Origin of the sequence: Nocardia sp. NPDC023852 (assembly GCF_040639505.1) — a bacterium.
GTDB lineage: Bacteria > Actinomycetota > Actinomycetes > Mycobacteriales > Mycobacteriaceae > Nocardia.
This window is the reverse complement of record NZ_JBFAAB010000012.1, coordinates 21,257-41,795: the sequence shown is the minus strand read 5'-3', so window position 1 is coordinate 41,795 and position 20,539 is coordinate 21,257. Positions and strand designations below refer to the sequence as shown.

General features: G+C 64.0%; 14 protein-coding genes. 7 read left to right on the top strand and 7 right to left on the bottom strand.

Annotation, left to right across the window (positions count from 1 at the left end; genetic code table 11):
* Positions 1–70: 70 nt before the first annotated feature.
* The 4 genes from AB0H00_RS17770 to AB0H00_RS17755 all read left to right on the top strand — a co-directional run bounded on the left by AB0H00_RS17770 (position 71) and on the right by AB0H00_RS17755 (position 4,220).
* Positions 71–1,462 carry a wax ester/triacylglycerol synthase family O-acyltransferase gene (locus AB0H00_RS17770; protein ID WP_357267268.1) on the top strand — a complete coding sequence of 464 codons (1,392 nt, stop codon included), beginning with the start codon at positions 71–73 and terminating at the stop codon, positions 1,460–1,462.
* 206 nt (positions 1,463–1,668) lie between these two features.
* A complete protein-coding gene (locus AB0H00_RS17765) occupies positions 1,669–2,415 on the top strand; it encodes a glucose 1-dehydrogenase (RefSeq protein ID WP_357267265.1) in 747 nt (248 codons plus the stop codon).
* A 386-nt stretch (positions 2,416–2,801) separates the two neighbouring features.
* Entirely contained in the window at positions 2,802–3,053 is a 252-nt protein-coding gene (locus AB0H00_RS17760) for a CsbD family protein (protein WP_357267263.1), read from the top strand.
* A 189-nt stretch (positions 3,054–3,242) separates the two neighbouring features.
* The gene (locus tag AB0H00_RS17755) at positions 3,243–4,220 is read left to right on the top strand and encodes a DUF5996 family protein (RefSeq protein ID WP_357267260.1); all 978 of its coding nucleotides are present in this window, start codon (positions 3,243–3,245) and stop codon (positions 4,218–4,220) included.
* Between the two features lie 202 nt (positions 4,221–4,422).
* Here AB0H00_RS17755 and AB0H00_RS17750 read toward each other — a convergent pair whose 3' ends face one another.
* Positions 4,423–5,898: a sialate:H+ symport family MFS transporter gene (locus AB0H00_RS17750; protein WP_357267258.1), complete on the bottom strand. Its 1,476-nt coding sequence runs from the start codon at positions 5,896–5,898 to the stop codon at positions 4,423–4,425.
* A 23-nt stretch (positions 5,899–5,921) separates the two neighbouring features.
* Positions 5,922–6,971, bottom strand: a complete 1,050-nt coding sequence (locus AB0H00_RS17745) for a dihydrodipicolinate synthase family protein (RefSeq protein WP_357267255.1) — start codon at positions 6,969–6,971, stop codon at positions 5,922–5,924.
* A 135-nt stretch (positions 6,972–7,106) separates the two neighbouring features.
* On the opposite strand from AB0H00_RS17745, the gene AB0H00_RS17740 reads away from it, so the two are divergent.
* Positions 7,107–7,781: an FCD domain-containing protein gene (locus tag AB0H00_RS17740; RefSeq protein WP_357267252.1), complete on the top strand. Its 675-nt coding sequence runs from the start codon at positions 7,107–7,109 to the stop codon at positions 7,779–7,781.
* Positions 7,782–8,015: 234 nt separating this feature from the next.
* Here AB0H00_RS17740 and AB0H00_RS17735 read toward each other — a convergent pair whose 3' ends face one another.
* Both AB0H00_RS17735 and AB0H00_RS17730 read right to left on the bottom strand, forming a co-directional pair.
* Positions 8,016–9,479, bottom strand: coding sequence for an MDR family MFS transporter (locus AB0H00_RS17735; protein ID WP_357267249.1), 1,464 nt, complete (start codon positions 9,477–9,479; stop codon positions 8,016–8,018).
* Between the two features lie 631 nt (positions 9,480–10,110).
* Complete coding sequence (locus AB0H00_RS17730) at positions 10,111–11,124, bottom strand: saccharopine dehydrogenase (protein ID WP_357267246.1); 1,014 nt, start codon at positions 11,122–11,124, stop codon at positions 10,111–10,113.
* A gap of 174 nt (positions 11,125–11,298) precedes the next feature.
* Here AB0H00_RS17730 and AB0H00_RS17725 point away from each other — a divergent pair, with 174 nt between their 5' ends.
* Both AB0H00_RS17725 and AB0H00_RS17720 read left to right on the top strand, forming a co-directional pair.
* Positions 11,299–12,741: an ATP-binding protein gene (locus AB0H00_RS17725; RefSeq protein WP_357267243.1), complete on the top strand. Its 1,443-nt coding sequence runs from the start codon at positions 11,299–11,301 to the stop codon at positions 12,739–12,741.
* 430 nt (positions 12,742–13,171) lie between these two features.
* Positions 13,172–13,777: a DUF4291 domain-containing protein gene (locus AB0H00_RS17720; RefSeq protein WP_357267240.1), complete on the top strand. Its 606-nt coding sequence runs from the start codon at positions 13,172–13,174 to the stop codon at positions 13,775–13,777.
* A gap of 101 nt (positions 13,778–13,878) precedes the next feature.
* Here the strand turns inward: AB0H00_RS17720 and AB0H00_RS17715 are convergent, their stop codons facing one another.
* Genes AB0H00_RS17715 through AB0H00_RS17705 form a run of 3 tightly spaced genes read right to left on the bottom strand, consistent with a single transcriptional unit; the run spans position 13,879 to position 20,536 of the window.
* Entirely contained in the window at positions 13,879–14,403 is a 525-nt protein-coding gene (locus tag AB0H00_RS17715) for a HEAT repeat domain-containing protein (protein WP_357267237.1), read from the bottom strand.
* Positions 14,400–19,928, bottom strand: a complete 5,529-nt coding sequence (locus AB0H00_RS17710; protein ID WP_357267234.1) for a putative T7SS-secreted protein — start codon at positions 19,926–19,928, stop codon at positions 14,400–14,402. The genes AB0H00_RS17715 and AB0H00_RS17710 overlap by 4 nt, the downstream gene beginning before the upstream one ends.
* Positions 19,925–20,536 carry a type VII secretion target gene (locus tag AB0H00_RS17705; RefSeq protein ID WP_357267231.1) on the bottom strand — a complete coding sequence of 204 codons (612 nt, stop codon included), beginning with the start codon at positions 20,534–20,536 and terminating at the stop codon, positions 19,925–19,927. Before AB0H00_RS17705 ends, AB0H00_RS17710 begins: the two co-directional genes overlap by 4 nt.
* Positions 20,537–20,539 lie beyond the last annotated feature (3 nt).

Here is a 20,539-nt window from a genome sequence, read left to right as displayed (position 1 = left end):
GAACTTTCAGTAACACATAAATTCGGGATCAACTGCCGGATATTAGAACGCGTTCCAGTAGGCTTTCGCTATGGAACGATTGACCGGATTGGATGCCAGCTTTCTCTATCTGGAAACCGGGACACAGCACTTGCACGTGTGCGGACTGCTGATCCTGGACCCCTCCTCAGGGGACTACTCGTTCGACAAATTCAAGGCCGAACTCGGTCGTCGACTATCCCTGATTCCGCAGCTGCGCCGCCGGGTCGTCGAGGTGCCGTTCCACCTCGACCACCCCGTCTGGATCGAGGACCAGGATTTCGACCTGGACTACCACGTCCGCCGCATCGCGATCGCCGCACCGGCCGGACACCGCGAGCTCGCCGAACTCGTGGGGGACATCGCCGGCCGCCCGATGGACCGCGATCGCCCGCTCTGGGAGATGTCCCTGGTGGAGGGCCTCGCCGACGGCAAGGTCGCGGTGATCTGCAAATATCACCACGCCGCGGTGGACGGCATCACCGCCGCCAACATGATGATGCACCTGTGTGACCTGGAACCAGACGTCACCAGGCCGGAGCCGGACCAGGACTGGCAGCCCGAGCCGAGGCCGAGCGAGTGGCAACTGCTGGCCCAGGCGGTGATGAAATTCCCGGCGAAGATGGGGATCGTCGGCATGGTGCCGAAAACCCTCGGCGTGGTCGCCGGTTTCGCGCAGCGACGCCGAACCAACAAGGCCGGCATGGCGATACCGTTCTCCGCCCCTCGCACACCGTTCAATCTCGCCATAACCCCGCATCGCGCCGTCGCGTTCACCCAGGCCGAGCTCGACAAGATCAAAGAGATCAGTACCGCGTTCGGGGTGAAGGTCAACGACGTAGTGCTGACCATCGTGGCGGGTGCACTGCGCGACTATCTGGAAAAGCACGACCATCTGCCGGATCGCTCGCTCATCGCGTCGGTGCCGGTCTCGGTCCACGATTCGACGCGACACACCGCGGGCATCAACAAGGTGTCCACACTGTTCGTGCGGCTCGGCACCGACGTCGCCGATCCGGTGGAACGCCTTCACCAAGTGGCCGAGGCCAATTGCGGAGCCAAAGAGGAACACGACTTGATGGGCTCGGACTTTCTGCAAGACTGGTCGAAGTACGCTCCGCCGAACACCTTTCGGCTCGCAGCGCGGATGTACTCGTCGCTGAAACTGGCCGAGATGCACCCGGTGGTGCACAACCTGGTCGTGTCCAACGTGCCCGGGCCGCCGATGCTGCTGTACTTTCTCGGCATACGCGTGGACGGCATGTACCCGTTCGGGCCGGTGTTCCATGGCGCGGGACTCACCGTGACCGTATTGTCGAACAACGGCAAGCTGCATTTCGGTTTCATCGCCTGCAAGGAACTGGTACCTGACATCGCGCAGCTGGCCGACGCGGTTCCCGGCGTGGTCACCGAATTGCTGTCCGCGGCACGGAACTCAGTGTGATCGCCGCTCATACGGCGGATTCCCCCGCAACGCCCCCGTTCGCCACTGCCACAGGGCCGAACCGACTCAGATGACCTCAGGTCGCCACAGTCGATCTCGGGACGGCGACCGGCTTCCACCGCACCTGAGCTACTGTCGCGGGATGCGCAGCGGCGCATTTCTGTAACGTGTTGCGGACGATTTCGGAGAGACGGAGGTACCGCCCCATGGGTCGGTTGACCGGCAAGGTGGCGTTGATCAGCGGCGGAGCGCGCGGCATGGGCGCCGCGCACGCCAAGGCTCTGGTCGCCGAGGACGCGCGCGTGGTGGTGGGCGATGTGCTCGACGACGAGGGTGCCGCGGTCGCCGAGGAACTGGGTGACAACGCCGCCTACCTGCACCTCGACGTGCGTGAGCCGGAGCAGTGGCACGCTGCCGTTACCGAAGCCGTGCGGCGCTTCGGCTCGCTGAACGTACTCGTGAACAACGCGGGCATCGCCAACGGCAACACGCTGGTCGCCTTCGAGCTCGCCGAATGGCAGCGGATCATCGACATCAACCTGACCGGCACGTTCCTCGGCATGCAGGCCGCGACGCCCGCCATGATCGAGGCGGGCGGCGGCTCGATCATCAACATCTCCTCCGTCGAGGGCATGCGCGGCAGCCCTGGGCTGCACGGCTACGCGGCCACCAAGTTCGCCGTGCGCGGGCTCACCAAGTCCACGGCACTGGAGTTGGCGCAGCACAAGATTCGGGTGAACTCGGTCCACCCTGGCCTGATCCGCACCCCGATGACCGAGAACATCCCCGAGGACTTCCTGCAGATTCCGCTCGGCCGCGCCGCCGACCCGTCCGAGGTCTCCGCCCTGGTGACCTTTCTGGCCAGCGACGAATCGTCGTACTCCACCGGCGCCGAGTTCGTCATCGACGGCGGCCTGACGGCGGGCATCCCGCACAAGTTCTTCGACAGCTGACCGATGCCGAGAAGGCTGCGGTGACCACGCCCGGTGGCGGCGTGCCCTGCGCGGCTGCCTCCGACTTGCAGTCACCAGCGTCGCGCAGTCAGCGCCACCGTGCTGACCTGCCGAATCGCGCGCCGAGCAGGCCGCGGCCGCCCGATCAGCACAGACCTGACGAAAGCGTGACAGTCCGGGCCGTGGCACGCGACTTTCCGGGGAGTACCCGCCCGTCTCGCCTCGCACGAGTCTGATGCCGATGTGCGTTCTGCTGACCGACGGTTGTCGAAGGACCGCTGGATGGCGGGGGCAGCCCGGCGAGTTGGCCAGGTCACAGCTTGATTGGGCCTTTCGGACCGGGGTATGCGGTCGGTGTCAGCCGACAAACGATTCGGAGGAATGTCATGCCGGAGCATCAGAGCGGACCTCGGGAAGCTGTCGAGGGTGTCGTCGAGGACATCAAGGGCAAGACGAAGGAGGCTGCGGGCGTCGTCACCGGCGACGAAAACCTGAAAAAGGAGGGGCGCGCGCAGCAGGACAAGGCCGAATCCCAGCGTGACGCGGCGCAGAAGGAAGCGGAGGCCGAAAAGGCACGCGGGGAAGCCGATCTCGACGAAGCGCGCCAGAGCGCGCACCAGAGTGGCAAGGACGTCTAGTTTCCGATGCGGCGGTAGGGCGGTACGACCCGTTCCCGGTCGGCGGCGATTTGCCGCCGCCGGGCCGCCGTTGGTGCCCCCTGACGGAATTCGTTGCCCGCCAATCATTCGCTATAGCGTCCGCAGTATTCGCGCGCTGACCTGACACCAAGGCCTCTCGAAGTTCCCGAGAATGGGGGTACAGCAACAGTGACAGGCACTGAGCCCACGCGTCGACTGCGAGCGTGGCCGGCATTGCGCGTCGATGACTGGACTCCCACGCGCGAAACCCTGCATATGTGGACGCAGATCGTCGGCAAAATCAGACTTTCCCGGGCTCCGCTGGTCAACCACTGGTGGCAAGTCACCCTCTACGTCAGCCCGCGGGGACTGACCACCTCTGCCATTCCGCACGCTGCGGGCTCATTCGACATCGAGTTCGACTTCGTCGACCACAGGCTGCACATCCGATCCAGCGATGGCCGGACCCGGCAGGTCGCGCTCGAACCCAAGCCGGTAGCCGACTTCTATTCCGAAACCATCGGCGCCCTAGGCGAACTGGGAATTCCTGTGCAGATCCAAGCCAAACCCAATGAGGTCGATCCGGCGATCCCGTTCGCCGAGGACCACGAGCATCGATCCTACGATGCCGCGGCCGCCAACTTGTTCTGGCAACAACTGGTCGCCGCCGACCGTATCTTGCACGAGTTCCGATCGCGCTTCACCGGCAAGGTGAGCCCAGTGCACTTCTTCTGGGGAGCGATGGATCTCGCGTGCACCAGATTCTCCGGGCGGACAGCGCCGCAGCACCCGGGTGGTGCCCCGAATTGTGGCGACTGGGTCATGGTGGAGGGCTACTCCCATGAACTGAGCAGCTGTGGATTCTGGCCTGGTGGCGGGGCCGAAGGTGCCTTCTACGCCTACGTGTATCCGGAGCCCGAGGGATTCGCCGACTATCGCATAGGCCCGCGAGAAGCCTTCTACAGCCGAGACCACCGCCAGTTCCTCCTGCCGTACGAGGCGGTCCGGACCGCCGAAGCGCCGGAGCGGGCGCTACTAGAGTTCCTTGACACGACCTATGAGGCCGCCGCCGAACTCGGCCACTGGGACCGCTCCGCGCTGGAGGCCGACCCGGGGCGCTGGAACCACAAGCACCGAATCCACAATCCATGGGAGGTGGAGCCGTGACCGACCGCCAAGCTCTGCCGGCCCCCGAGCACGGAGGCGCCGATGCCGTCTTCGTCGGGCAGCGGGGCGACCCCGAATTTGCCCTTCTCCGTTGGGGATCGGCTGGCGCGACACCGTAGAAGTCGGGCCAGGTGCGCAGGAACAACACGTTGATCCGGTCTCGGCCCGATAGCCGACGCACTGGTTCGATTCGCCGAAGTGGTTACTCGGGATCCGACTGGGCGGGAGCCACACCGCGCGTACTGCCGTCGATGGTGTCTCCGACCCACACAGCATCTGGCCCCAGCCATCGCTGTACGCGGGTCGGGGCGTCGGCCGCAATGAGCATCATGACCACGAGCGTCAACCCGAATGACAACATCGCCAGGGCGGTACCAAGGCTGATGCGCTCGGTCAAAGCCACGCCGAGGGCCGGTGCCACCGCTCCGCCGAGGGCCCCGACGTTGTAGGTGAACCCCAAGCCCGCGGCGCGCTCGCGAACGGCGAAGTATCCGCCGATCCATTTCGGTAGCAGGCCGGAAATCCCCTGGCCGAACATCTGCTGGATAAACAGCAGAACGCCGAGCAGGACCAGACTCGCGCCGCCGACAGCGAAGACAGGGAAAATCAGCAGCTGCGACAGCGCCAGGCTCACCCAGTATGCCCGCGCCGTCCCGAACCGGTCACCAGCGAATCCGGCAACGCAACAGCCCACAGCCGTACCGAATCCGGCGAAGAACAACACCATACTGGCGTGGCCAGGGCTGTACCCGAGATCGCTCTTCAGGTACGTGGGCAGTAGTGCCTGGATCGGCCACGAGTACAGGAACGCGGCGAATACCGTGACCATCAAGGTGACCGCGGTCGGCCAGCGGGCACCATTGATCTGCACCGTGTATGACACGAAGACCAGTGCGGCCGCTACCGCGAGTACAACCACCACGACGCCGTGCACCGCATTGGTGAATATCAGCAACAGCGCGGCGAACGCTACTGCGGCGAGCACGGCATTCACTGCCGCCCTACCTCCACGAAACAGCACATGCAACGCCGATGACGACTCTCGCGGAACGGCTGTGACTTCCCAATCCCGTGACTCCGGCAGACTGCGCCGCAACCAGACGGCGACAATGATCGGCGCGACTCCGATCAGGAACAACGCGCGCCAGCCGAAGACGGGAACCACGAGGGCGTAGGCACCGGCCGCCACGACAGTTCCGATCGAATAGCCGGAAATCAGGAACCCGCTTGCCTTGTTCCGCAGCTGCGTCGGCCAGGACTCGATCACATAGGTGGAGCTGGCGCCGTACTCTCCGGCCATCCCGAGCCCGATGATCAGCCGCGCGACGAACAACACACCGAACGACGGCGCCAGCCCGCAGCCGAGGGTGCCGACGCTGAACAGTCCGATCGAGGCCACCATGGCCGGCCGCCTGCCGTAACGGTCGCCCAGCGCGCCCAGCGCGAGACCACCCGCCCAGCGGGAGATGAACGTGGCCGACACCAGGCTCGCCGCCTGGGCCGTAGTCAGCCCGAAGGCTTGTTCGACTTCGGTCAACACCAAGGTGATCAGCACGAAATCGAAACCGTCGAGCAGGTAGCCGAGCCAGGCGGCCGTGAATGACTTCCACTGCTGCACCTCGATCTGCCGATACCACGGAAGTGCCTGGGCCCGAGCGGATTCCGCATCACTGGTCACGGGAGTGTCCACACCGAATCTCGTCAGGGCAGCAGGCCGGCTTCGGCAAGGATCGCCTCGATCTGCTCGACCTCTCCGTCATCGAGCGGAAGCTGCGGTGGTGCCGTCACGGCGTTGCCGATCACCCCCCGCAGCTTCATCGCGGTTTTGAATGCCCCCAACGCGGCGGAACCGCGGCCCATCCGGTCCGGTGCACCGACATCGACGATCGAGAACAGGCGCAGCAGCCGCTCCTGCTCGGACCGCGCCGCAGCTGAATCGCCATTGCTCATGTGTCGGTAGACGGCGACGAAGCCTGCCGGATCCACGTTCGCCAGCCCAGGGACGGCTCCGTCGGCACCGAGTGCGAGCATCGTGTCGACCAGAAGTTCCGAGCCCGTGAGCACGGCGAAGTCGTGCAACTTGCGATCCTGCTTGCCCAGCACGAGAGCACGGAAAGAAGCATCGGCACCGCTGGAGTCCTTGATTCCGGCCAGCACCCCATCCTCGGCCAAGCGGAGCACCAGGTCCGAGTCCAGTTTGCTGTGTACCGCGATTGGAATGTCGTAGGCGATGACCGGCAACTCGGTCCGGTCACGCAACATCCGATAGTGCAGCTCGATTTCGGCGGGATGGGTCCGGGCATAGAACGGCGCGGTGACCACCACACCGTCTGCGCCTGCTCGGCCGACCATGTCGATGTGCTCGGCGACACGCAACGTCGTCGTATCGATACATCCGACGAGCACCGGAACACGTCCGGCGACGTGGTCCACCACCGTCTCCACCACCAGCGCGCGATGGCGATCGGGAAGATAGGCGACCTCGCTGGTGGAGCCGAGTACGAACAGACCGTGCACACCCGCCGCCAGCAGGAAATCCACTGTCGTGCACAGAGATCGCACGTCGACACCGAAGTTGTCGAGTAGCGGAGTGCACACCGGCGGGACGATGCCCCGGAACGTCGTTGCCATAGTCGGCTCCAATGCCTCTGGATGGGTGAACCGGTGTGCCGTAGCACGCTCGGCGACGATCGAAAAGTCCGTCATCCGACGCAAGGCGAAGTCTTGGTCATAGGACGTGGGATGTCTCATGACGGTAGAAGGCGGACCAAGGAGAGTCAAGGCCGACGTCGCCACGGTGAGATCGGCTCGCCGAGCCCCGAGTCGTACCATGTCCTCTGAGACGAACAAGTTGACGGCATGGTTGCCAGAAGAGGTCCGCGAGGGATGTCACTGCAGGAGCGGGTTGTCAACCTGATTCTCGAACGCGGTCTGGGACCGGGCGATGTGGTGCCGCCGGAACCGCAGCTGATGGCCGAACTAGGGGCTAGCCGCAACTCGGTGCGCGAGGCCCTGCGGGCCCTGCATACGCTGGGGATCGTCGACATTCGGCACGGCCACGGCACCGTGGTCGGGCATGCACCGATGACCGCGATGTTGCCCGCCTTGCGGTTCCGGGCCCAGCAGGCGGTCCGGCATGACGCCGACGACCTGGCGGAGCTGGTCCAGGTGCGCCGAATACTGGAGGTCGCGCTGATCGCCGAGGCGGCGCGGCTGGCCGACGACCAGTTCCTGGCGGACCTCGAAGACGCGATCACCGAGATGGAGACCGGGAATCTGGCCGAAACGGATCGCAGGTTCCATCTGACGTTGTACCAGCGGGTGGACAACGAGATCGCCACCCAGCTCATCGATCTGTTCTGGACTGTTTACCACCAGATCGACGCCGATCTACGCCCCACCACGTGGAAGCGTTCCGAGATCATCGCCAAACACCGCCTGATCCTGCACGCGCTACGCGCGGGTGACCCAGAGGCCGCGCAAGCGGCGATGTCGGCTCATTTCGCTGATATCGAGACGCGCTCCAGGCGACCGCCGCGGCCGATATCCGCCTCGGCCTGACATTATCCGCAGCGCCACCGGCAAGACCTGACACCTGCGTCGAATACTCGATGGCGAACCCGGAATCGGTGAGGTGGCCGACCGGTTCGAGCGTCAGATGACCGGCCGCGATCCATACCACCAGCGGCGCTGCCATCGCATCACGGCTGCAACCGTCCTGACGCAGGCCGTAGGCGCGACGAAGCCCCTGGCCTTCGATGATGCAGCCAGGGGCTTCGTCGTGCCGAATCCCGTTCAGCCCTTGACCAGTTCGGGTGTCGTTGTCTCGGGCTCCTCGGCTTCCTCCGGGATGACGGCCCGGCTCGGCAACAGCACTGCCATGACGATCACGATCAGCGCCAAGGCTGCGGAGACGAGGAAGGCCAGGCGCATGCCATCGAGGTGAGCGGTGACGGGATCGGCGCCATCGGCGACGAGCGTGGAGCTGCGGGCCGACATCACCGTCACCACCAGGGCGGTACCGAAAGCCGCGGCGACCTGCTGCAGGGTGCCGAGCATGGAACTGCCGTGCGAATACAGGTGCTGCGCAAGCGCGCCGAGGCCGAGAGTGAAGACCGGGGTGAAGGTCGCGGCCAGCGACACCATCAGCAGAATATGCAGAGCCAGTAGCTGCCAGTACGGCATGGTCATCGAGATCTGGGTGAACCCGGCCAGCGACGCGGCGATCCCGATCGACCCCGGAATCACTAGCAAGCGTCCGCCGAACCGGTCGAACAAGCGCCCAATGGTCGGTCCGAGCAGACCCATCGCCAACCCACCCGGCATCACCAGCAAGCCGGTCTGCAATGGGCTCAGACCACGCAGGTTCTGCAGGTACAACGGCAGCAGGATCATCGACCCGAGCATCGCCATGAACGCGACCGACATCAGAACCAGCGCCTTCGTGTAGATGCCCGACAGCAGGACCCGCAGATCCAGCAACGGAGTGCCGCTGCGCTGCAGCCGCAACTGACGGAACACGAACGCGGCGATGAGGGCCGAGCCCGCGGCGACGATCAGCGCCGGGCTGGTGAGATTGCCACTCTCGAACCGGCTGAGCCCGAACACCAGCCCACCGAACCCGAGCGCGGCCAGTGCCACGCTGGCCGAGTCGATTCCCCCGGCTTGCGGTTCACCGACGTTCTCGAGCTGGCGCAGGCCCAGCCAGGTGATCACCCCTGCAATCGGCAGCACCAGCACGAAAAGCCAACGCCACGAACCGATCTGCAGCACCACTCCGGAGATCACCGGCCCCATCGCGGGTGCCACCGAAATGGCCAGAGTGACATTGCCCATCACCCTGCCGCGGTCATGCTCGGGCACCACCGTCATCAGTGTGGTCATCAGCAGCGGCATCATCACCGCGGTGCCGCCGGCCTGGATGATCCGTCCGAGTAGCAGCACCGCGAACGACGGCGCGACCGACGACAGCGCGGTACCGGCCAGGAAGACCCCCATCGCCACGGCGTAAGCCTGCCGGGTCGACACGCGCTGCAGAAACCAGCCGGTGGCCGGGATGATCGCCGCCATCGTCAGCATGAATGCGGTGGACACCCATTGCGCCGCCCGCTCGGTGACCGCGAGGTCCTCCATGAGCCGCGGGATCGCGTTGATCATGATGGTCTCATTCAGGATCACCACGAAAGTCGCGAGCACCAAGACCCGGATGACGGTCGGTGTCCGTCCTCCCGAGGCGGGAGCGGATGGTTCGGCGGACATCGGATACCTCCGGAGTATGGACGTTGGCAGGAGTGCGTGGCCCGTTGCCGAGTCACCGGATCGCGTCCCGGCGCCACAGCGGTTGAGACGGCGTCGGCTGATCGAACTCATCGGGCGCGGGTCAGTATTCCGGTCGGCACCGACACAAATCACCCGGTTTTCCCGCCGACAGACCACGCACCCTACTCGGAACTTGCTGGTCAGCAGCCTTTTCCATGAGCTGTCGATACCAGATCGTGAGCCTGGTCACCTACCTCCGGACGGCGTCGCCGGCACCTGACCACGTCTCGAGCGCGACCATGGTTGTCCTCACCCGAACGGCCATACGCCGGCGCAACCCGGTTCCGTGTCGCTCGGGCCCCGAAACGGACCAGACCAGGGTCGAACTGATGCGTTCACCCTGGTCGCAGCTTCTCCCGACCCGCACCACCTCGCCGATGGACCGGCGACTTGCTGTTGCTCGAACCCCTTTCCCGTCCGTTGACTGCTCTAGTCCGCGCCACGGCATTCCGGCATGTTCGTGATACCGGGACCGGACGATACCCGTCCGACGCCGGAGGGCGGCGAATCCCGGCCGTCAGCATGAATTCAATTCGAACAGCATGTCATTACAGTCACCTCGTCAGGGCGTTCAGCTGTCGCCTCGTGCGCCGACGAACGTAGTGCCGATCTCTACCATCCGCTCTACCACGTAGGCCGGGTCGAGTAATGCCTCCGGGGTGTGGATGCCCGGCGCCACGGCTTCGCCGCGCAGACCGAGCAATCGTTCGACGCCGAGTGCGACGCCGAGTGCGGTCAAGGGGCGCTGCCCCGCCGGGTGGACGAGGTAGCAGCTCGTGCTGAGCGGGGCGCCCGTGGGATCGGTTCCCTCGAGGTCGATCCTGACCTCGGTAGAAGCGGGTTCGCCACGACGTCTGCTCGCGGTTTCACCGACCGCGAATTCGAAGAGGACGTTCGGTGCGCCTGTCGCGAGGGCGAGGCTCGGGACGTCGAGGAAGGCGAGGATCTGGCCGGGCAGGACAGTGCCGTCGACACTGGGTACGCCCACCTCGGCTTCGGGGCCGGTGACCCAGGTGAAGACGCCGTCGCGGCGGACAAGTCCCCCCGAGGGGGCTGCCGCCAGGCGCTGCAAATCCGCTATCCCCGCAGGCCCGCCGGTGTCGGTTTCATCCAGTACGGCGCTGATCCGGATGGTGTCGATCCGGTCGAACTCCCTGGCCGAGTCCAGCGTCGCGAGGACGAGGATACCGGCGAAACAGTGGCTGGCCACCAGGATCGGCGCGGCACCTGCCCGCTGGCCGCTCGCGACGACCTCCGGTGCGATATCCAGCAAACCGCTGGAGATGCTCAGATAGGGCAACCCGTGGTGCTGTGCATAGCGCAGCCCGTTCAGGCGGTTGTCCCACAGTGCCGCCACCACCGCCGAGTAGTTGTGGTCAGCAGGGAGCCCGAGATCGCTGCGCCGTAGATCAATAGTCACGGCCGTCGCGGCGCCGAGTTCGTCGGCGACGCGCTGCGCGCGATCGAGATCGCGGCCCGCGATTGTCAGCGGCAGTGTTGGGTGCCACCGGCGCAGGATGGTGGCGGTGTCCGCGCCTGCCTGGCCCGAACCGCCCATGATCAGCACTGGTTTCGACTGTTCCACTGTGGTTTCCTCCCGCTCGCACATTAAGCTACATTTTGTAGTCTACATTTTGTAGCTAAACTGAGGCGACAGCGCAAGGGAGGGCAATGACCACAGCGCCCGCACACGGGCCCACGTAATGTAGATTGAGTCTATATAGATCTCATATACATAGACTCGTCTCAGGAGCGGGCGTTGACATCAGGGTTCGTCGGCCGGAGTGTCGAGCTAGGACTGCTGCGGACTCGCTTGCAGCGTGTCGCGGAGTCCCGCAGGGGCGGCGCCATTGCGATCAGAGGGCGCCGACAAGTCGGAAAATCGCGGCTGGTTCAGGAGTTCTGCGACACGGCGCAAGTGCCATACCTGTACTTCACCGCCACCAAAGGTATGCCGGTCTCCGAATCACTCGCGATTTTCCTGGCGGAGTTGAAGAGATCCGGGATCGCACCCGATCCCGAGACCCTCCCCGAGGGCATCAGCGGCTGGACCGACACATTCCGACTGTTGGCGGCCTCGCTCGGTGATACACCGGCCATCGTCGTGATCGACGAACTGCCTTGGCTAGCAGAACAAGACACGGTCTTCGACGGCGCGTTGCAAACGGCGTGGGACAGGTTGCTGCAGCACCGGCCGGTCTTGCTGCTACTGCTGGGCAGTGACATCCACATGATGGAACGACTCACCGCTTACGATCGCCCGTTCTATGGGCGAGCCGACAACCTCGTACTCGATCCGCTCAACCCAGCCGAAGTCGGTCGCGCTCTCGGACTAGACGCAGCCCAGAGCATCGACGCACATTTGATCACTGGCGGGCTGCCAGGCATCTTGCGTAGCTGGCCGCATGGACTGCCGCCGCTTCAGTTCGTCCGACGCGAATGCGGCGATCCCGCCGCGGCGCTGTTCGGAGTGCCCGAGTCCACCCTCCTGGCCGAGTTCCCCGCACCCGACCAAGCGCGACGTGTACTCGAAGCGATCGGCAGCGGGGAACGCACCCACGCCACCATCGCGGCCGCGGCGGGCAGCCGCAACGGCGCATTGCCCTCCGGATCATTATCGCCCCTGCTACACCGACTTTCGGCGGACAAGCAGGTGCTGTCAGTAGACCAGCCACTGTCGGCCAAACCCGGGAAACCAGCACTCTACCGGGTCGCTGACAGCAACCTGCGGCTCTACCTCGCCGCCCTGCGCTCGGTTCAGGACCTTGTTCGACGGGGGCGAGGCAACGCGGCCTATGAATTGTTCACTCGACGCTGGACCTCCTGGCGCGGCAAAGCTGTCGAACCCCTCGTACGAGATGGGCTCGAACTGGCCGCGCTCGCGGGAACGCTGCCCTGGAACGGCGTCACCGCGGTCGGCGGCTGGTGGAACCGCGCATTCAACCCCGAGATAGACCTCATCGGCGCCGACCGCTCCCCCGTTGCCAATCGCGTGATCTTCGCCGGATCGATCAAATGGCTCGCTACCCCGTTCGACCGCCACGACCTAGCCGAACTGACTCGCGGGGTCGCCAATGTGCCAGGCTTTGTCCCGCGCGAAACAGCATTGGTCGTGGTGTCCTTGACCGATATCGAACGCACCATCGCCGATACCGTCGACCTGGTGTGGAACGCCGCTGACGTGCTGTCGGCGTGGAGTTGAGGAGACCGGCTACGGCGTTTTGCCAGCAATTTGTTGATCGGATCCCGAAATGCGGTAAGGACCCAGCCCGCATCGTCACCTACGAGCCGACAGGACTCGTAGCCGAATGACCGGAGAATGAGGTCCCGCCCAAGTCTCCACCACCAGAGCCGCCGGATCGCAAACAACGGCTGCTGCACCTCATGGAGTGGTCGATCACGGCCGAGCGGTTGGTTGCCGAGTGGGACCAGCCTGCTCGAGACCCGGGTCGTCATCGGCGACTTCAAGCACAGGCACAACTGCTGGCACCAACCCTTCGCGCTGGGCTACCCGACCCCGGCCGAGTACGCTGCCCGCTGCAGCCACACCCCATCACCCCGTGGCCTGCGAAATCTGAACCGGTGTCGAAAATAACCTAGCTCTAGCCGATCGACATGCAACCATGGCTTCCGTGGACAGGCCCTTTCGTGAGATCCGTGGCGTATACGATGCCGATACGATTACGGTGTACCAGGCGTACGGCCCGCAGATTGCCGTTCCCGCTGCGGCTTCTGGACGGTTCCCGAGCGCCTTCAAGCGGGAGCGCATGACGTGGGTCAAGCCATCGTTCCTGTGGATGATGTACCGATCCGGCTGGGCCAGTAAGCCCGGACAGGAGCATGTACTGGCCGTCCGGATCTCTCGCTCCGGTTTCGAATGGGCACTTCGCCATTCGGCGTTTGCGCACTTCGACAGCGCTGTGCATCAAGACCATGCTCAATGGAAGACCAGCTTGGCCGCGCCGGTTCGGATTCAATGGGATCCCGAGCGCGACATCGCATTTCGTCCCTTACCATTCCGATCGCTGCAGGTGGGACTTTCCGGCGAAGCGGTGAATCGCTACTGCGACGAGTGGATCGTCGGGATCGAAGACGTAACCGGACTCGCCCATGAGATCGGACGTGAGGCAGCCGCCGGGAGGCACGTTCCCGATCGCCTGCCCGCGGAAAAGCCGTACCCGACCCCATCTGATCTGCGCGAGCTACTAGGAATGGGTACCGGAGCCGTCACACACTGACCAGTGGCCGAGGTTTCTATCGCCCTTGGGTGATGACGGTTTGTAGCCATCCGCAACATGTGGCTTACCCCAGTTTCAACGAATGGTATGCGGACCCTTTCCTACGTTGCAGATTTTTTCCTGCGCCCGAGCTGCGCTTCGGCTCCCCGCCGCACAATCGGACTATCCGATTCGCGCAGCCGAACTAAAGCGGCTTCAGATTCCGGCCCAGGTGTGTCGCCAAGCGCCCAGATCGCTTTTGTTGCAAGGGCCCTGTTCTCGTCGTATTCGAGATAATCCGGAATCCAGGTTGCAGCTCGATATAGCGCGTCAACGGCAGCAGACGTTCGAAGCTGCCCCAGTCTCGACACCACGGCCTCATGCATGTAATGCCAGTCGGCTGAACTCAATTGCATCAATGTATCGAGATAGTCCATTGTGAGCCCGAACTCTGAGCTCACAATCAGGGCGAGCTCGACACCGTCGGCATCGCGATTTTCGGCCGCTTCTTTCAGCAGCGCCAATCCGAGTTCGCGACCATCGCTCGTTCCGAAGTGACGGAGAACTTCTTCCGCTGAACCAACCCGCTTCTGACTGGACGGATTGTAAACCAGCCCAAGTATGACCTTCTCATCCTCTGGAGTCATCTAAATATCTCCCTCCACTTGACTATGGCGTCGTTGAATATTTCCAATGCAGGACCTCGACCTAATCCAATATTGATGTGCTGCACACCCTCACCCTTGAAATGAGCGGCAAAGTCGGCCCACCCCTTCGACACCATAGGCATATCGGGATACAATTCGCGAACAGCTCGCGCACTGTTCCTCACACCAATTTCGGCCAGCTCGTCGATTACTCCCGGACGGAGCTCGAATTCGACGAGTCGACCAGCATAGGAATCAGAAAATGCTTGAGTCGGTGAGATAAATGTTTCACTTGTGGGGGGCAGTCTTCCAGTATTCTGTAGTGTTTCGAAGTCGGACTCACTCATGGAGCGGTAGTACTTATGATTACAGCCGTCGGGCAGCAGGCCGAGAGGGTCCGCCCATACTGTCGGGTTGTGGGGATAGGTACTGGGATTCGGCGCCGGTGATAGACCGAGCGGATCTTCGGTAAGGAATCTGCCCGTGGCAGGATCATATATGCGGCGAAGATTGTAGTGGAGGCCAGTTTCGGGATCGTGTATCTGGCCGGGAAACCTTAGTGGCGTGGCTACCTGGCCGCGCCACACCATGCGGCCCCATAGATCGATAGTCGTGGTGCTCGCTGTTGCGGCGCTATCAGGATTGATGATTTCCGTGGGCGTACCGACGAGGTCGGTGACTATGGCATAGAACTCGCGGTCGGAAGCGTCTTGGTCAGTGGCTTGGGTGACGGGGGTATGGGAATTCGGTTGGTATTGCCATCGGGTCGAGACCCCGTCGGCGCGCTGTTCGATGAGATGCGTGCCGTCCCAGGTGTAGTCGGCGCGTTCGAGGACAGCCCCGTCGTTGGTGAGGTGTTGTTTGGTGGTTCGGCGACCGAGTGCGTCGTAGGTGTAATGCCACCATTGGCGGTCTGGGGTCCAGACATCGGTGAGTTGGTCGAAAGAGTTGTACCGGTAGTGCCATATGTCAGCTTTACGGGACAGCCGGGCGGTGGTCTTGCGGATGAGACGGCCAGCCCTGTCGTAGTGATAGCGGGTGCGGCCGTCGCGGATGAGCAAGTTGTTGCGGTATTCACGGCGGCTGTCTACCTCAGATACGAGCTGAGGCGTAGAGAAATCGTGCGGGGCGGCAACCGTCGCCGTCGCGCTGGTGTTGTCAGGTAGCCCTGATTGCAGCGCACTGGTGATGTTACTGAGCGAGTCGTAGGTGTATTGCTCGGCGAGCGTGCTGTCGCGGGTGATCGATGTGACGCGCCCGGCAGGGTCGAGGATGTAATCGCTCACCACAGAATTGGTGTCGGGGCGAGTGAGGGTGTGGTTGACGAGGTAGCCGTCGGGTCGGTAGGCGTATTCGTCGTGACGGAGTGTCCGGGGGCTGAGCCGCGGTCCGGTGTCGAGGTTCAGTGATGTGGCGGGGTGGGCGATTACCTGCTGGCTGGTAACGCGGCCGATATCGGAAAGCGTTCGGTGGATAGCGATTTCGCCGACGCGCCAGCTGTTGAGGTGCCCGATCGGGTCGTAGTGGAAGGCGAGTTTGTGTCCGTCGGTGGTAAGGCCGCGGACTTTGCCGGTGCTGTCGTAGTCCCAGCCCGTGGTGGCGCCGGCGGGGGTGATGCGACGGATGCGGCGACCGGAGTGGTCGTGGTCGTGGCGCATCGCCGGTTGGTCGTCGAGTTGTTGTGAGGCGAGTTGGCCGGTGGCGGTGTAGGTGAATTCGAGGGTGTGGGTGGGATCTTCGTCTAATCCCGAGACTGCGGTCAGGACTCGTCCACCGAGGTCGTGACTGTATCTGATCCAGTCGCCGGTGTCGGTAGTAACCGCGGTGAGGCGGCCAAGGATGTCATGAGTCTGGTGGCGGGTCACGCCGGTGGCCGGGGTGATCGAGGTGACTCGTCCGGCGGCGTCGTGGGTGTATCGGGTGGTGGCGCCGGTGTAGTCGGTCTGGGTGATCAGGCGCCCGGCTGGGTCGTAGCCGTAGGTCCAAGCCTGGCCGAGGGGGTTGATGACGTTGGTGAGACGACGCTTGCTATCCCATATGTAGCGGGTGGTAGCGCCGTCGGGATCGGTGCGGGAGTGCAGTAGGTCGAAGGCGCCATAAGTGAAGTGGGTGAGGTTGCCTGCGCGGTCGGTATGGGTGAGAGGGTTGCCTTCGCCATCGTAGGTCCACGACTCGGCATACCCGTCCGGGTCAACCCGGCGCATCAGTTTTCCGTCAGGACCCCATTGATAGTGGGTCTGGGCATCCAGCGGGTCGGTGACTCGAATCGGGCGGCCACAGCAGTCTCGCTCGATGCGTGTGATTGCCCCAGATGAGTCGGTAACCTGCACGGCCAGGCCTGCGGCGTCGACTTCGATGCAGGTGCGTGTGTCGACCGCACTGATGATCTCTGCGATCGCCCCGTTGGGGTGGTAGGTGTACTCGGTCCTGGCTCCTGCCGGGTCGATAACGGCCGCGAGGTTGCCTGCCTTGTCCCATTCTTGTTGTCGCGCAGTGCCGTCGGCGTCAGTGACTCGGGTTGGCCGGTTGCGCCAGATGTACTCGATTTCGACGGTGCGGCCGTCCGGACGGATGATTTCGGCGATGTCGCCCTCGCCGGTGTACCGATATCGGGTCACCGCCCCGTCCGGCGCCGTGACCTTCAGTGGTTTGCGGTCGGCGTTGTAGTCGGTATGAGTGCGGCCGCCGGCGGGGTCGACGAGGTCGCGCAGGCGAAAGTCTCGATCGAAGCCGTGGGATGTGGTGGCTCCGAGGCAGTCGGTGACCGTGGTGAGACGGCCAGTTCCGTCGGGGAATTCGAGGTAGTCGAAGTCGGTGTCCAGGATCCCGGCGGTTCCGCGCTGGAAGATGACACGTCCGGATTCGTCGTAGGTGTTGACCATCTGGTTGCCGTTGGAATCGGTCCAGGACCTCAGCCGATGTTCGTCATCGTAGGTGTAGCTCGTGGTAGCGCCGACAGCGTTCACAACCGCCGACAGCTGGCCTGCGTCGTACCCGAATTCCCTTAATTGGGTTCGGGTCTCAACGCCGTCGGAGTCGGTGCCGACTACGGACAATCCGGTGACGCGTCCTGCTGCGGTGTCGATGCGTACTCGGTATCCGCCGGAGTGTGACACTTCGACCGGTGCGCCGTCGGTGTCGTAGTGGAAGCGGATCCGGTTGCGGTGGCGGTCGGTGATCGCGGAGATGGCGTAGTTGCCCAGGCGCGACTCGATGCCATCGAGAGTCGTTTCGGGCGCGAAATGCCAAAGTATTTCCCGCTGTTGATCCCAGATGCGATAACCGCCGACCTCGGTTCGGGTCAGCGTCCACGCCTGTCCACCGGTCACCGGGTCGGTAGCGGCACCGACCTCGGGGTGCGGGTAGGCCAGCATGATGCCGTCCTCACCGAGGAAGGTGACTCCTTCGTGCTCGACGACCAGACGCATGTCCAGGGTGGTCGCCCACGAGGGGCCGAACCAGCGGCCGTACCGGTAGTTCGAGCGATGCGTGCGCCGCAGAGTTAGTGCGAGGACACCGGAAAGGTCGACATCGGTTTCAGGGAGCAAAAATTCGCCGGTCGCGATATCGACGGGGTCTTCGGAGCAGGTTTTCTCTCCCCCGGTGCGGTCGTTATCCGCACCGTTCTCACGGGCGGTGTCACCGGCGCCTTGGTCAGCGTCGGCACGCTCCTGCAGAGTCGGGTGCTCCTGGGATGAATCATGACGCTCCGGTGGGTTTTCCTGGGCGGGATTGTCGTGTCCATTGGGATTCGTGCCGTCCCCGTCCGGGTGTGTGGGTTCTGTCCCGTCGTGGGTTTGATGCGGACTGCCGTCACCCTGATCTGTTGGGGTGTCGAGTGAATCGGTGTGAACACGCGGACTGGAGTCTGGGTTGGGGTGGTGGCCGGGTGTGTCGTAACTCGGGTTCGGCCCCGAGGACACCTCGGTATCCGGTCGAACCGCAGGTGTGGCGGAGGGCTGCTGATGTGGTGTTTGGGGCGGGTCGCCGGGATGTTTACCGCCAGGGTGCGAGTCGGGCGCCGCCTGTTCGGGGTGCGCCTGCTGTGGCGTGTCCGGCTGAGTGTGCCCCGGTGCGTTGTTGTCGGGTCCTCGTGTGCTGGAGTCCGCTGTGTGCGTGGACGTTTCAGATGACGGGTTGGTCGTTCCCGGTTGCGTCGGCGACTCGGTTGTCGCGTGTGGTTGTGGGCCCGGCTCGGTGGTGCTCGGATGGGTTCCGGTCGGAGTGCCCGGCTCGTTGCCGGTCGAGGTTGGTGATGGCGCTTCCGTTGTCGGGTGTGTGCTCGCTGGTGTGCCCGGTTCGTGCGGGGCCGACGAGGGGGTGTGGGTTGCCGGGGCGCTGCTCGGGGTATGTGGTGTGGTGTGTGGGACGTGTTCGGCCGCGCTGGTTACGGCATGGGTGGTCTTGCTGACCTTCGAGACGTCACCGATCTTGTCCAGCACCGACAGCGCGGGTTTAGCCGCACCGGCACCGCCGGTGCCCACTGTGGTGATCAGGTCACCGGTCAGCGAGCCTAGGAATTCCGACGGGTTCTTGCGCGCACCGGACAGGATCGAGGACACCGTCGCCCCGGGATCAGCCGCCGCGACCACCAGCCCGGTGCCCAGATCCGACATTCCCGACAAGTATTCGGCCGGATGGGTCAGGTTGTAAGCGTCGATCGGGCTGACCTGACGCACGAACTGCACGATCCCGGTGAAACTGGTCAGCAATCCGGAGGTGAAGTTCAGCTTCGCCTGATCAACCGCCCCCGACAGATCCGAGACATTGTTCGACCAGCGTTCGGTGAACGACGGCTCGGTCGGGGCGGCCTCGGTCGCCGCCGCCAGCGCCGCCTCAGCCGATGCTGCTGCATTATCACGCTGTGAGCGTGCACCGCGCAGGATCTCGCGAGCCTCGTTCCGGATCGAGGTCCACGTGTCGGTCAGAGGTGTCTTGCGTTTCTGCTCGTCGGACAGGGCGTTCCACTGATTCTTCCTGGTGATTTCCTCGGTATCGGCCGCTTCCCATCTCGCGATCGCATCGGCTGCTTTCGTCTGTGCCGCAGTGACCTCGTGGTACCAGCCGTCGAGCACACCCGACGCTTTGTGCATCGCGTCGGCGCCCGCCCACCACAGCTTCGGCTGCTTCGCGAACTCGGTGTGAAACTCCTCAGCCGCCGACCCGGTCCAGTCCGCGGTGTTGACTGTCCGCAAGGCGTCACCGGTCTTGCCGATCGAGTCGCCCATCTTCTGCAACATCTCGACGGCGTCGTGGATCGCCGAGGGCTCGCCCCGGATCAGTTCTTTCGGGTCGGTGGTGTGCCCGAGTTCGCGTTCTTTGATTTCACCGCCGGCGAGATCTGCGATCTTGTCACCGAGGTCGTCGAGGTTCTCCGCGACCCCGTCGGCACCGGCCTTGCTCGCCAGCCCCGCCGCCGCGTCCAAACCAGCGTCGGCGAGCTCGCCCGCCTTCTGGGTGACCGATTCGACGCCGTGCTCGACCGCGTCACCGACCTTGTTGACGAAATCACCGAGACCACTCACTTATCGCCCCCACCTCGACCATTCATGATCTCCGCCGCCCGCTCGGCAGCACCGGTATTCCAATGCCGCGGAATCCCCGGTATCGGACCGCTGTTCCCCAACGCATCCGGGCCCACCGCCTCGATCACCTCCACATTCGTGCCGATATGGGTGAAGGCATTCTGGAACGACTCGGCGCTGTAGTCGGTGTGGCGGACCTGGTTGAACTGATTGTCGGCCAACGTGTCTGCCCACGACCGCGCATCGATCTCTTCCTTCGACAGATGCGGGTTCCCCGTCAGCTGCGTGAACATCTCCTTGAACGTGTTCGAGAACTTCTCATCCATGATGTGATAGCGCCCCGCCGCCAACCCCAACGTCTTCGCGATCTCGTTGCCCGCCTGCACCAGCGCCCGCACACCCCACGACCAACGCTCGGTGAAGGCCTCGAAAGCGCTCTGCACCGATGCCTTACCCGCCTCCATCGGCGACAGGGTCAACAAAGAGAACCCGCGTCCCATCGCCCCGGTCTCCCCCACACCCAGATCCGACAACTCACCGATGACCCCGGTGATCCCATCCGCAGCTTGCTGCAGCACCGCGGGATCAACATTCAACTGATCCCCCACCGC